This window comes from Myxococcus sp. CA040A (assembly GCF_013336725.1).
GTDB classification, from domain to species: Bacteria; Myxococcota; Myxococcia; order Myxococcales; family Myxococcaceae; genus Myxococcus; species Myxococcus llanfairpwllgwyngyllgogerychwyrndrobwllllantysiliogogogochensis.
Window position 1 is genome coordinate 124,027 of sequence record NZ_JABUMR010000013.1, and the last position, 13,151, is coordinate 137,177.

Consider the following 13,151-nt stretch of genomic DNA (forward strand, 5'->3'; position numbering starts at 1 on the left):
GAAACCGAACCCATGACCCATCACATGAAAACCCTCATTGTTTCAGCGCTGATGCTCACCAGCGTCGCTGGTACCGCCAACGCCCGCACCGTGGCCGGGTGGCACGGCAAGCCGCAGCTCCACGCGGACGGCGCTTGCATGGGCGAGTCGTGGACCTCTCAGACCAACAACTGCTCCAGGAACGTCACCCTGTTCTACCCGCTCATGGTCGACGCCTCCGGTAACTACCGGGTCCTCGTGAACGCCTACGGCGCGACCACCGCCAACAACGTCGGCTGCCGGTTCTTCGGGCTCAGCAGCGATGCGACGAGCATCTGGTCGGTGCCCGTCAGCTATCTCCCGGGCTTCGGTACCAACCGGGAAATCTTTCTCGGCCCGGTGTTCGTGCCCGCCTACGGCACGGGCACGCTGAACCTCGCGTGCGATGTCAGCCCGGGCGGACGCGTGAACAGCGTGAACTGGTACCAATAGTTCCATCGAGCCGCCGCTCCCCGGCTTCCGGGGAGCGGCGGCTCCACCCACCGAGGTCATGACCATGAAGCCCCGGCAACTCTTGACGGGAGGCGCCCTCGCCTGCGCGTGCGCCACCGTGCTGTTCGTCCAGCAACGACACGACAGGGACGAGTTCCTTCGGCTCGCCTCCACGACGGAGCCTCTCACCGCCGAGAGGCAGGAGCCGGCCCACGCTTCCGAGCCCACGCCGCCCACCCTCCGCCGCGAGGCGCGCGTCGAAGTCGCCGTCCCCTCCCCCCTGGCACCCGAGCCCACGGCCCCGACACCCGAGCTCGCATCCCCGACACCCGAGACCGTGGTGACGCCTACCCCGTCGCCCGTCTCCACGGAGCAGGTGAGACAGCGCCTCGAGGACTACTTCGGAGACGAGTCTTTTGACACCGCCTGGGCCCGGAGCGCGGAGCAGCAAGCGAAGGACGGCGTGAGGGCCGCGCTGCCAGTCCCCTCGCAGCTCAGGTCCGTCGAGTGCCGGGCCAGCCTGTGCCGCATCGAGACGGAACATGGAGACAGCGAGCAGTCGCTCACCTTCGTGCGCACGGCGTTCATGGATCCGGAGCGACAGGTGTGGAACGCGGCCTTCGTGACGGTGCGCGGCGCGGACTCGACCGACGACCACATCGTCACCGTCACGTACCTGGCGCGAGAAGGCGTGGACCTTCCCATGGAGAGACTGTTCTCTCCGGGGGGAGGATGACCTCGATAGCCACCGCGGATGGGCCACCTGACGACACGAGGCCCAAAGAAAAAGCCCAGCAACCCGTACTGGATTGCTGGGCTTCTCACTGTGGAGGCGGAGGGAATCGAACCCTCGTCCGAAAGCCTTCGGTCCTTCGACCCTACGTGCGTAGTCCGCGATTTGCTACGTCCTCAAGACTCCCACGGACGGGATTCCTGAAGCCGGTCCTGGAAAGGTCTCGCCACCTCGGGCCCAGGCACCCTTGGCAGCCAGCCCGCATTATGACGGTCGATCCCAACCCCACGGGCCGAGAGCTGGGGGACCGCGCACTAACAGCTGTTTTTAGGCAGCCAGCGCGAGCTCAACGTTGTCGTTGGCTTTTGTGTCTTTGCCGGGTTGGATTTACGAGCTACCTGACAAGCTCGGCACGCGTCTCGAACTTCTATGCCCCCGTCGAAACCGGGTCGCCCCCGGGGTGTTGACTGACTGCCTGCTGCTCTTGCGGCCACCGCTTCGACCGCGTCTTCCTCACATTAACCGCTGACGGCGCCCCGTCAATCCTCCTGAGCGTCCACCACCTCACCTTCTCGCACGAAGGCGGACACTCAGCCTGGAAGTCGCTTCCCCTCCGGCTTCACCGTCGTAGGGTCGCCTCCCCGCTCGGACAGCCCTCGCGCTCCCCAGCGGCCACGAGGACCCCGAATGAGACGACTGCTTCCCCTCCTCCTGCTCGTGCTGGGCACCGCGCTCCCCGCGCTGGCGCAGAAGAGCGCCGCCACCCAGTCCTTCCCCTACACCCTCCAGACGGACAAGCTGCCCAACGGCCTCACCGTCGTGCGCGTGCCCTACCCGTCCCAGGGAATCGTCGCGTACGTCACCGTCGTGCGCGTCGGCTCGCGCAACGAGGTCGAGGCCGGCAAGACGGGCTTCGCCCACTTCTTCGAGCACATGATGTTCAAGGGGACGAAGCGTCACCCCGAAGGCGAGCGCGAGCGCATCCTCGGCACGTTCGGCTTCGACGACAACGCCTTCACCACCGACGACATCACCCTGTACTACTCGTACGGACCGACGGCGGGCCTGCCCCAGCTCATCGACATCGAGGCGGACCGCTTCCGCAACCTCGAGTACTCCGAGCCATCCTTCCGCACCGAGGCGCTCGCGGTGCTCGGCGAGTACCACAAGAACGCCGCGGCCCCGTACCTCAAGATGGAGGAGACGCTCAACGCCGCCGCCTTCACGAAGCACACGTACCGCCACACCACGCTCGGCTTCTACGACGACATCAAGGCCATGCCGGAGGCCTACCAGTACAGCCGCGACTTCTTCGAGCGCTGGTACACCCCCGACAACGCCATGCTCTTCATCGTCGGCGACTTCGATGACGCGCAGGTGATGGAGCTCGTGCGCGAGCACTACGGCCCGTGGAACCGCAAGACGTCCACCATCACCGTCCCCACCGAGCCCGCGCAGACGCAGCCGCGCACCGCCCACGTCGACTGGCCGCAGCCCACCCAGCCGCGCCAGGTGCTCGCGTGGCACACGCCCGCCGCGTCCGCCAACACCGCCGACTCCGCCCTGCAGACGGTGCTCGTGGCCTACCTCGTCGGCCCCACCAGCCCCGCCTACAAGCAGCTCGTCCTCGAGAAGCAGCTCGTCGAGGCCATTGGCAGCGACTACTCCGAGCACCGCGACCCGCACCTCTTCACCCTCACCGCCACCCTCAAGGACGAGAAGGACCGCGAGCGCGTGCGCCTGGCCCTGCTCCAGGAGGTCAGCAGGCTCGCCGCCGGCAAGGTCGACGCCGCCCGCGTCAAGGCCATCCAGGACAACGCGCGCTATGGCGCCCTGATGGCCCTGCAGACGCCGCGCGAGGTGGGCATCCAGCTCGGCTGGTACGCCGGCATCCTCGGCACTCCGGATGGATTCCAGCGCCAGCTCGCCAATCTGGCCAAGGTGACGCCCGCGCAGCTGTCCGACTTCACCAAGCGCTACCTCAAGGCCACCAACCTCACCCAGCTCAGCCTCACCCCCAAGGTCGATGCCGCCGGAGGGACGAAGTGATGAACGCCAAGGCCCTGCTGTCCCTCACCGCCCTCTTGTCCCTCGCCGGCTGCGCCTCCACGCCGAAGCCCGCGCCCGAGACGACCCCTCCCGCCACGACGGAGACTCCCGCCACACCTTCCACCGCCGAGAAGACCCCGGCGGCCCCGAAGGAAGTTCCCGCCGTCCCCTTGAAGCAGCCCAAGCCGCTGGAGCTGGTGGTCCTCGCTCGCCCGGACACGCCCATCATCACCTTCCGGCTCGTCTTCCACACGGGCTCCATCGATGACCCGAAGGGCAAGGAAGGCCTCACCGCGCTCACCGCCTCGCTGATGGCCGAGGGCGGCACGCGGAAGCTCACCTCCGCGCAGTTGCTCGAGGCGCTCTTCCCCATGGCCGCCGAGCTGGAGGCCTCCACGGACAAGGAGTTCACCACCTTCTCCGGCCGCGTCCACAAGGACTTCCTGCCGCGCTACCTCGACATATTCACCGACGTGCTGCTCGCGCCCCGCCTGGACACTTCCGAGCTGGAGCGCCTGCGCGCCAACGCCGTCAGCGACGTGGAGAACGGCCTGCGCAGCGCCAATGACGAGGGGCTCGGCAAGGTCGCGCTCGATGCGCTCATCTACAAGGACCACCCCTACGCGCACTACACCGGCGGCACCGTGCAGGGCCTCAAGTCCATCACCCTGGACGACGTGAAGGCCCACGCCCAGCGCGTCTTCACACAGGACCGGCTCGTCGTCGGCCTCGCCGGCGCGGTGGACGACGCGCTGAAGCAGTCTCTGCTCTCGCGCCTGGGCACCCTGCCCGCCACGGGCGCGCCTCGCGTGACGCTGCCCACCCTGCCCACCACCGCGGGCCGCGCCGTCATCATCCAGAAGCAGACACTCTCCACCGCCGTCAGCATGGGCTACGTCAACCCGGTGCGCCGAGGCGACCCCGACTTCTTCCCGCTGGCCTTCGCGCTCACGCACCTGGGCGAGCACCGTCAGTCCATCGGCCTGCTCTTCAACGAGCTGCGAGAGAAGCGCGGCCTCAACTACGGCGACTACGCCTACGCCGAGCACTTCATCGAGGACCCGGGCACCACCTACAACCGCACCAACATCGCGCGCACCCAGCAGGACCTCACGCTGTGGATTCGCCCGGTGGAACCCGGCAACGCGATGTTCGCCACGCGCGGCGCGGTGTACTTCATGGACCAGCTCGTCAAGGAGCCCATCGCGCAGGAGCGCTTCGACTTGATGCGCGGCTTCCTCCAGGGCTACTCGCGCCTCTGGGAGCAGACGGACCCGCGCCGGCTGGGCTACGCCATCGACTCGCTGTTCTACGGCACGCCTGACTTCCTGGAGCAGTACCGCCAGGCGCTCACGAAGATGACGCCTCAGTCCGTGCAGGAGGTGCTGCGCCGCCGGCTCCACCCCACGGGCCTCAACTTCGCCTTCGTCACCCAGGACGCGGAGAAGCTCGCCGACGCCCTGCGCACCGGCCAGCCCTCGCCCATCACCTACGCGTCCGACAAGTCCGAGGAGCTGCTGGCGCTGGACAAGGTCATCGTCCCCTACAAGCTCCCCGTGAGCCCGGACGCCATCACCGTCATTCCCGCGCAGTCCTTCATGGAGAAGTAGCGCAGGGCTGTATTTTGTCCCGAGGGGTGGGTCATTTGTTTCCGCCCCTCGGGACCGGATGGTATGAGCTGCCATCATGCGAGGCACCAGCTCCGGCCACTCTCCACGGTGGCGGCCCCTGAGCGGCTCCGCCGTCCGATTCGTCCTGATGGGCCTGCTCCTGGCCTCGGCGGCGGTCCACGCGGAACACGACCCTTTCTCCCGAGGCTTCGACGCCGTTCCCGTCAAGCCCACGCCCGCGCAGAACAGCGGCATCGCGCTGGAGGGCACGAGCAATAGCGAGCCCGTCGGCAGCTTCCGCGGCGCGCTGCTGTTCGACTTCAACTGGCGCATCCTCGCCCTGAAGCTGGGTGACGAGAAGCTGGGCGACCTGCTGCCGTACCGGCTCGACGCCCACCTGCTCTTCGCCTACCAGCTCCATGAGCGATTGGAGCTGGGCATCGACCTGCCCTTCACGCTCCTCCAGGGCGACAACTTCAATCTCTTGAGAGATGCGCTGGACGCGCCGGACTTCCCGGGCGCCGCCGGGGTGAGCCGCACGACGCTGGGCGACATCCGACTGGTGCCGCGCATCCATCTGCTGGACCGCGAGAAGTTCCCCGTGGGCCTGTCGCTCATCGCGGAGGTCCGCGCGCCGACGGGTGACGCGGACAGCTTCACGGGTGAGCGGGGCTTCGTCTTCGCGCCGCGCCTCGCGGTGGAGCAGCGCTTCGACGTGCTGCCCATCCCCATCCGCGTGGTGGGCAACGCGGGTGTGAAGCTGCGCAAGCATGCGCAGTACCTGAACCTGTTGGTGGACGACGAGCTGACGCTCGGCGCCGGCATCATCGGCGAGTTGCCCAACATGGGCCGCTTCACGGACGTGCAGGCCACGGCGGAGATGCACCTGGGCACGCCGCTGGTGCGCCCCTTCAACTTCGACCAGTCCGACTCGCTGAAGACGCCGTGGGAGCTGCTCGTCGGTGCCCGCGCGAAAATCTGGGGCAACTGGGGACTGGAGCTGAACGTGGGCCGGGGCCTCAACCTCACCACCGGCTACGGGCGTGAGGCCCTGCGCGTCATGTTCGGGCTGCGCTACGACGAGCGCTTCCAGGACTCCGATGGCGACAACGTGCCCGACGTGAGGGACCGCTGCCCCAACGAGGCCGAGGACAAGGACGGCTTCCAGGACAGCGACGGATGCCCCGACCCGGACAATGACGGCGACGGCGTGGTGGACGGCGAGGACAGCTGCCCCGACGTGAAGGGCCTCAAGGAGCGCAAGGGTTGCCCCGAGGTGGACACCGACGGCGACGGCATCACCGACGAGTTCGACAAGTGCCCGGACAAGCCCGGCCCCAAGGACTACGACGGCTGCCCGGACACGGACGGCGACGAAGTGCCAGACAACGAGGATGACTGCCCCGAGCAGTTCGGCCCGCCGGAGAACAACGGCTGCCCGTTCGATTCGCCTCCGTACGTCTTCGTCGAGTCGGACCGCATCCGCATCAAGGGCAACGTGCTCTTCGAGACGGGCTCCGCAGTCATCCAGAAGCGCTCCTATCCGCTGCTGGACGAGGTGGCGACGGTGCTCCGGAAGAACCCCACCCTGGGGCCGGTGCTCATCGAAGGTCACACGGACAACCGGGGCTCGCGGCAGCTCAACATGGGCCTGTCCGACAAGCGTGCGCGCTCGGTGCTCGAGTACCTCGTGTCCAAGAGCATCGACCGCAAGCGACTGAGTTCGGAGGGCTTCGGCTTCGACAGGCCCATCGCCACCAACGACACCGCGCTGGGTCGCGCGAAGAACCGCCGCGTCGACTTCAAGCTCGTGCGCTCCGAAGTGGAGACCGAGGGTCGGGAGACCGTCGTCCCGGCGGGACAGCAGCCTCCCGCTGGCAAGCAGGCCCCGGCGACTCCGGGCGCGGCTCCCGCCAGCAAACCCACGGGCGCGACGACGCCCGCGCCGGGAGCGGCCCCCACGGCGAAGCCTCCGGCGTCGGATGGCAAGCCGGCGACGACTCCGGCCTCACCTGCTCCCGCGGCGAAGCCTGCTGCTACGGACACCAAGCCGCCGCCACAGACACCCGGGAAGTAGTCGGGTCACCGTCGAGAACCGAGGCGCCCATGTCCCACGAGGACATCGGCGCCTTTCTCATGCGCATCGTCGGGCCATGAAGTGGGACGACGCGCCCTTGTCCCACGAGGACGTCGGCGCCCTTCTCATGCGCATCGTCGGGCCATGAGACGGGATGAGGCGCCCTTGTCCCATGAGGACATCGGCGCCCTGCTCATGCACGTCGTCGGGCCATGAAGTGGGACGACGCGCCCTTGTCCCACGAGGACATCGGCGCCCTTCTCATGGGTGCGGTCCGGCCACGACGCGGCGGCGTGTCCCGTCGCGAGTCGCTGCTACTGTTGCTTGAGCGCCCGCTCGATGCGACGGCGCAGGGCGTCCTCGGACAGGGCGCCGCGCTGCGCGTCCGTCACCTTGCCCTCACGGTCCAGGAAGTAGAGCGTCGGCAGCGCGCTGACCTGGAAGGCCCGCGCCATGTCGTCCCCGGCGTACACGACGTAGGGCTTCAAGTCGGGCAGGTGGCGCCGCATGAAGTTGTCCACCAGCTGGGGCGCCATGTCCCCGTCATCCCGACTGGCGGCCAGGAAGACGAGTCCCTGGGACTCGTACTCCTTCGCCAGCTTCACCAGCGCGGGCATCTCCTCGCGACACGGCGGGCACCACGTCGCCCAGAAGTCCAGCATCACCACCTGGCCGCGGAGGTCCTCCAACTTCAGCACGCCGCCCTCGTGACGCTGCAGCTCGAACGAGGGAGTCGCCGCGCCATCCGGAACCAACTGCGAGCGCCGGGCCTCCAGCACGCCCAGGTACACCACGCCCGCCAACCCGAGCCCGGCAATCAGGCCCATGAACAGCTTCGTCCCGCCGCTCGGCGGCCTCGCTGGCGGCGGCGCGCCGATTCCTTCCTGCGTCACGAGAATCCACTCCTGGTCAGGCGGTCATGCACCTGACTCAACACCCAGCGCACTCCGCTTCGGGCCACCGGTCTCCGCGACACCCACCGCGCCACGTCCGGACCCCAGCGATAGTAGCCCCGGATGAACCCGCGCCCGAGCGCGCTCTTCCGCAGAACGTCATCGCGGTACGCACGGAAGGCCACCAGCTCCGGCGCTCCCTCGCCAAACGCCACCGTCGCCACGAAACACGAGGACGCGGGGCTCACCCACATGAGCCGCTGGTTGGTGAGGTTCACCACGACCTTCAGCTCCCGCGCCTCCGTGTAGAGGAACGCGAGCAAATCCCTGCGCGCGGCGGGGAACTCCTGCCCGCCTGCTTCCTCGAACTCGATGCGCGAGGAGTTGGTGGTGCCCACCTCGTCCACCGTGAAGAAGTAGCGCTTCGAGCTGCGGCGGACCTCCACCTCCAACCCTCGCAGCTCGCCGAAGTACGCCAGGAACGGCGTGCCGCACACCGGGCACACGAAGCGGTTGTACGCGTGGCTCGTCAGGAAGGCGTAGTCCCCCACCCGCTTGCAGCCGGTGTTGGGACACACGAGCTTCACGCTCGCCTGCGGCGCGGGCCGAGGGTCATACCGCGAGCCTCCCCCCGACTTGTCGAACACCGGCGGAGGACGCGGAGGCGCCGTCACCAGGTGCCGCGTGGGATGCGCGGCCCGCTCCAATTCCAGCGCGCGCCGCCAGGCAATCTCGGCCGCCTCCAACCGCCCGCCCGCCGTGTGACAAAGCGCCTCGCCATGCGCGAGCAACGCGGCCACCAGCTTCTCCAGCGCGGGCGCCATCGACGGGTCTCTGCCCGCCGCCAGCGCCTCCGCCAACACCTTCTCCATCTCCGGCAGCAACGCCTGCGCCGCCTTGCGTGAAGGGTCCTCGGCGCGGCGGTACACCGGCGGCTCGGGAATCCGGCTGAACAACGAGGACGCGGCGGCTCGGACGCGTTCCACCACCGCGTCTCCACGCCCCACGTCCAGCTGTGCCGCCCTTTCACGGGCGGCCTGAAAGAGCTCTTCGGGCTGCAAGCCGGCGGACATTAAGTGCCGCGAGTCGCCCTGTCAGCGCGGATCACATACACGCGGTCGGAAACTGGCCACCCGTCTCCGCCCCATGTAAGAAGACGTAGGAGGCTGTGAGCATGGGAGCTTTGAAGTTCATCGTCTGGACGGTCTGCGCGGTGGGGCTCGGCATCTTCCTGTCGACGGGAGAGGTGGACGGCCGCACGCCCTTGCAACACATGGAGCGGGCCTGGAAGCGCACCGTGAAGCCGGACACCGTGGACCGGATGAAGGACGGGCTGGAGGACGCCTACGAGGACGCGAAGGGCGCTGTCTCCCGCACGACGCCCGCCGCCCCGCGCGAGCGCATCAGCGCGGAGGACCGGGCAGCGGTCAACCGCATCATCGCGCAGAAGAAGTAGCCTGGCCGACAGGTCCGCTTCCGCGACAGGTCTCCCCTCCCTAGGTTGCGTGGGTGGTGGACGGTCGGTCGGGGCGGAGGCGGGGCATGGGCAGGGCGCCTTTCATCAAGAGTGTCGTCATCCTCACCGCGCTGGTGTGCGCGCTGGCGACCCCAGCGCAGGCCGCCGGGCGCGGGCGCGGGCGTCTGTGGCTCGAAGCCCAGAACCGTTCGCTGGACAACCAGCGGGCCACGCTGAGTGACGTGGCTCGCAAGGCGATGCCGTCGGTGGTCTCCATCACCACCCGACAACTGACGGACGAAGCGTCGGTGTCGGGCGAGGAGCCCCAGAAGGGCATTGGCTCCGGCTTCATCATCCACGCCGACGGCTACATCCTCACCAGCGCTCACGTGGTGGAGGGCGCGTCGGAGGTCGTCATCTCGGTGATGCACCCGCGCGGCTACGTCGAGGAGTACGTCGCGCAGGTGGTGGGCGAGGACTCCCGCACCGACTGCGCGCTGCTGAAAATCGAGGCCCCGCGAAAGCTGCCCGTGCTGCGGCTTGCGTCCGCGTCGCACGTGCGCTCGGCGGATTGGATTGTCGTCATCGGCAACCCGTTCGGACTCTCCCACTCCGTCACGGTGGGCGTTGTCAGCTTCATGGGTCGCACGGACGTGACGCCCAACGGGCGCGACGGCGACTTCGACTACATGCAGATGGACGCCTCCATCAACCCGGGCAACTCCGGGGGCCCCGTGCTCGACCTGCACGGCGACGTGGTGGCGGTGGCCAACGCCGTCAACGTGGCGGGCCAGGGCATCGGCTTCGCCATCCCCATCGACATCGCCAAGACGGTGATTCCGCAGCTGCGGGCCCACGGGCGCGTGCGCCGGGGCTGGCTGGGCATCAGCGTGCAGGACTACTCGCCCGAGGTCGCCGAGGCCTTCAACCTGGGCCAGGGCCAGGGCGTGGTGGTGACGGAGGTGGTGGAGGGCGGTCCGGGCGAGCGCGCGGGCCTGCTCCACGGCGACGTCATCATCGGGCTCGACACGCGGCGCGTGCGGCGAGCGCACACCCTGCGCTGGCAGGTGGCCGCCCGCGGCGTGGGCCATGACGTGCGGCTGCGCATCCACCGGCTGGGCAAGCCGATGCGGCTCAAGGTCCGCCTGGAGGAGATGCCGAGCGAGCAGCCCCCCGCGCCCACCCTGGCCTCCCGACGGCAGGGGCGGCGGCCCACCCGGGCGCAGTCCGTGCTGGACGACCTGCTGTCGCCCGTTCCCCGAGCAAAGACGCTCCCGCCCACGGCTCCGGAAGTCGAGCCGACCGCCCCGGGTTCCGAGGACGGCGCCCCGGCGCCTTGACACCCCTCGCGGACACCGGTCTTCCGGCGTCTCCTTGCGTTCGGGTGGCATGGGCGCTAGACAGTGCGCCTTTTTCGTACCCGGCGGATGGTCCACGTGCTCGTGGCGCCGAGGTACCCGCATCGTTTCGCAGGAGAGGTTCCACAATGGCCGAGGCCACCCCGACGACCCAGAAGAAGCTCACCCACTGGCCCCGCACCGCCAAGGGCAGTGGCAAGAAGGCTTGCACCGTGGAGGGCTGCAAGCGCCCCTACCGCGCCAAGAGCTACTGCTTCTTCCACTTCAAGCAGTGGCGCCAGGGCGACCTGCCCCACTCGCGCTACCGCACCTGCTCCAAGGACGGTTGCCGCATCAAGACGTTCAAGGCCGGCCTGTGCGAGAAGCACCACGGCGAGACGTACAAGAAGGACGCGGCTTAAGTCCCCGCCGTCGTACTCGCAGCGGCGCCGGGGTCTTCTCTTCCCTGATTGAATCCTCAGGGAGAGGTGCCCCGCGCCACCGCGCGACCCCACGCTTGAAGGCCGTGAGCCACCGCTCCGCCTCGCCTCGGGTCTGCTTCGCCCGCATCGCCGTCCGCTCCAGCGCGTGGAGTCAGGTGCGAGATGCGGTGCCAGCCACGTACACGCAGCCCTCGGGACGAGCCTTCCGTCACGGCCATGTCCGCCAACACCGCGTCACCCTTCACGTCGAGCCGCTCCGCGACGCGAGCCGAGCACGTGGCCGGGTCCAAAAGGACCAGAGGGCCATGCGCGGACCCCCGCATCCAGGGTGTCTGTGAGTGCGTCAGGTGCGGGACAGAGGCGAGATGCTCCTCAGGACGCATGCCTCCGAGTTTCACTGGTTGATCCTGAAGCAGATCGGTATATTCCCGCCCGTATGCGTCGCTGGCTCCCTGGGTTGCTCCTCTCGCTCGTCTCCGTGCTCACCGCTTGTGGCGGTGCGGGCACGCCCGTGCGCGCGACCATGAGTGCCCGTCAGGCGCTGTCGCATCCGCCAGAGTTCCTGGAGTTCGAGTCCCCCGCGACGCGCCTCGAGATGTTCCGCGAGGTGGCCCGTCAGTCGGACCTGGAGGCCGGGCAGGCGGCGCAGGCGCTGGTGCTCTTCCCCATCAGCCAGCACGGTGAGTTGCTCGCCGCGCCAGGCTTCGATTCGCGCATGGACCTGTTCCAGGCGCCGGACGCGGGCAAGGGCATCGAGCTGGTGTTGGAAGCCCGTGCGGCCGAGCGTTGGCCGGAAGACCGACGGGAGAGCCTGCAGGGACTGTCCGAGCGAGAAGCCGCGGAGCTGGTGGCCCGCACGCTGCTCGCGCACTGGGGCATCCATCCGGAGAGCGCGGTCCAGGTGGACCGGGCGTCCGGAGCGCCTTATGCGGTCGCCTACGTGGACGGCATCCTGCGCGTCAACCCGGCGTTCCTCTACCTGGCGGCGGCCTACGGTCCTGCTTCCATGCCGGCCACGCTCCAGTAGAGTCCCGCGCCTCAGCAACAGGCCCACCCTTCTCTCGCCGTGCCCCACTTTCCAGAGGGGCGGGCCGCGAGGCGCCAGTGAATACCTCCGCTCTTCACGCTCAGCTCCCCCACACGCTCCAGCAGACGAATCTGCCGGCGCTCGGCCAGCACTACCGCGGCAAGGTCCGCGACACGTACCGGAGCGGCGACACGCTCGTCCTGGTGACGACGGACCGGCTCTCCGCGTTCGACCACGTGCTGACCACCATCCCCTTCAAGGGCGAGGTGCTCAACCGGCTCGCGGCCTTCTGGTTCGAGCGCACGAAGCACATCTGCCCCAACCACGTGCTCGACGTGCCGGACGCCAACGTCACCGTGGCGCGCGCCTGCCAGCCCTTCACGGTGGAAGTCGTCATCCGCAGCTACCTCACCGGCAGCCTGTGGCGCGACTACGAGAAGGGCACGCACACCGCCTACGGCCTGCCCTTCCCCACCGGCATGCGCAAGGACGCGGCCTTCCCCGAGCCCATCATCACCCCGTCCACCAAGGCGGAGTACGGGCTGCACGACGAGCCCATCTCGGAGAAGGAAATCCTCGCGCGGGGCCTGGCCAGCGCTCGCGACTGGGCCCGCATCACCGAGGCGGCGCGCGGACTGTTCGCGGAAGGGCAGAAGTGGGCGCGCACGCGCGGCCTCATCCTCGTCGATACCAAGTACGAGTTCGGCAAGGTGGGCGACGACCTCTACGTCATCGACGAGATGCACACCCCGGACTCCAGCCGCTACTGGGTGGCGGACGAGTACGAGGCCCGCTTCGCCAAGGGCGAGGACCAGCGCATGCTGGACAAGGAGAACATCCGCCAGTGGCTCATCCGCGAGCGGAACTTCTCCGGTCAGGGCACGCCTCCGCCCATCCCCGATGACGTCCGAGTGGAGCTGGCCACCAAGTACGTGGCGGCCTTCGAGCAGATTACGGGGACGACACTCGCGCTCGAACCGGGCGACGTGCACGCGCGAATCGAACGGAACCTGCGCCAGAAGGGCTACCTGAAGTAGCCCTCCCAGCGAGCCTGT

12 protein-coding genes and 1 other RNA gene are annotated in these 13,151 nt (G+C 68.6%); 10 read left to right on the forward strand and 3 right to left on the reverse strand.

Annotated elements, in window-relative coordinates; translation table 11 throughout:
• The first annotated feature begins 24 nt into the window (after nt 1-24).
• A complete protein-coding gene (locus HUA75_RS40855; RefSeq protein WP_141647235.1) occupies nt 25-471 on the forward strand; it encodes a hypothetical protein in 447 nt (148 codons plus the stop codon).
• Nucleotides 472-535: 64 nt separating this feature from the next.
• On the forward strand, nt 536-1,207 hold the full coding sequence (locus tag HUA75_RS40860; protein ID WP_174489522.1) for a hypothetical protein: 672 nt from the start codon (nt 536-538) through the stop codon (nt 1,205-1,207).
• An 88-nt stretch (nt 1,208-1,295) separates the two neighbouring features.
• Here HUA75_RS40860 and ssrA read toward each other — a convergent pair.
• Nucleotides 1,296-1,661: a transfer-messenger RNA gene (ssrA, locus tag HUA75_RS40865) on the reverse strand.
• Between the two features lie 230 nt (nt 1,662-1,891).
• Between ssrA and HUA75_RS40870 the strand changes: the two genes are divergently transcribed.
• The 3 genes from HUA75_RS40870 (at nt 1,892) to HUA75_RS40880 (ending at nt 6,940) form a co-directional block, all read left to right on the forward strand.
• Nucleotides 1,892-3,253, forward strand: a complete 1,362-nt coding sequence (locus HUA75_RS40870; protein ID WP_174489523.1) for a pitrilysin family protein — start codon at nt 1,892-1,894, stop codon at nt 3,251-3,253.
• Nucleotides 3,253-4,863: a pitrilysin family protein gene (locus tag HUA75_RS40875; protein ID WP_174489524.1), complete on the forward strand. Its 1,611-nt coding sequence runs from the start codon at nt 3,253-3,255 to the stop codon at nt 4,861-4,863. The genes HUA75_RS40870 and HUA75_RS40875 overlap by 1 nt, the downstream gene beginning before the upstream one ends.
• Before the next feature lie 76 nt (nt 4,864-4,939).
• The gene (locus HUA75_RS40880; RefSeq protein WP_254628035.1) at nt 4,940-6,940 is read left to right on the forward strand and encodes an OmpA family protein; all 2,001 of its coding nucleotides are present in this window, start codon (nt 4,940-4,942) and stop codon (nt 6,938-6,940) included.
• A gap of 314 nt (nt 6,941-7,254) precedes the next feature.
• Here HUA75_RS40880 and HUA75_RS40885 read toward each other — a convergent pair whose 3' ends face one another.
• A complete protein-coding gene (locus HUA75_RS40885; RefSeq protein ID WP_141644275.1) occupies nt 7,255-7,767 on the reverse strand; it encodes a TlpA disulfide reductase family protein in 513 nt (170 codons plus the stop codon).
• 62 nt (nt 7,768-7,829) lie between these two features.
• Nucleotides 7,830-8,906 (reverse strand): CFI-box-CTERM domain-containing protein, encoded by a 1,077-nt coding sequence (locus tag HUA75_RS40890; protein ID WP_174464344.1) that lies wholly within the window; start codon nt 8,904-8,906, stop codon nt 7,830-7,832.
• Between the two features lie 95 nt (nt 8,907-9,001).
• On the opposite strand from HUA75_RS40890, the gene HUA75_RS40895 reads away from it, so the two are divergent.
• From HUA75_RS40895 to HUA75_RS40915, 5 genes are all read left to right on the forward strand, one after another.
• Nucleotides 9,002-9,289: a hypothetical protein gene (locus HUA75_RS40895; protein WP_174458105.1), complete on the forward strand. Its 288-nt coding sequence runs from the start codon at nt 9,002-9,004 to the stop codon at nt 9,287-9,289.
• An 86-nt stretch (nt 9,290-9,375) separates the two neighbouring features.
• Nucleotides 9,376-10,629, forward strand: a complete 1,254-nt coding sequence (locus HUA75_RS40900; protein ID WP_141644254.1) for a S1C family serine protease — start codon at nt 9,376-9,378, stop codon at nt 10,627-10,629.
• A gap of 146 nt (nt 10,630-10,775) precedes the next feature.
• Complete coding sequence (locus HUA75_RS40905) at nt 10,776-11,048, forward strand: vegetative protein (protein WP_141644253.1); 273 nt, start codon at nt 10,776-10,778, stop codon at nt 11,046-11,048.
• A 457-nt stretch (nt 11,049-11,505) separates the two neighbouring features.
• A complete protein-coding gene (locus HUA75_RS40910) occupies nt 11,506-12,096 on the forward strand; it encodes a hypothetical protein (RefSeq protein WP_141644252.1) in 591 nt (196 codons plus the stop codon).
• Nucleotides 12,097-12,173: 77 nt separating this feature from the next.
• On the forward strand, nt 12,174-13,133 hold the full coding sequence (locus tag HUA75_RS40915) for a phosphoribosylaminoimidazolesuccinocarboxamide synthase (RefSeq protein ID WP_174489525.1): 960 nt from the start codon (nt 12,174-12,176) through the stop codon (nt 13,131-13,133).
• The last annotated feature ends 18 nt before the right edge of the window (nt 13,134-13,151 follow it).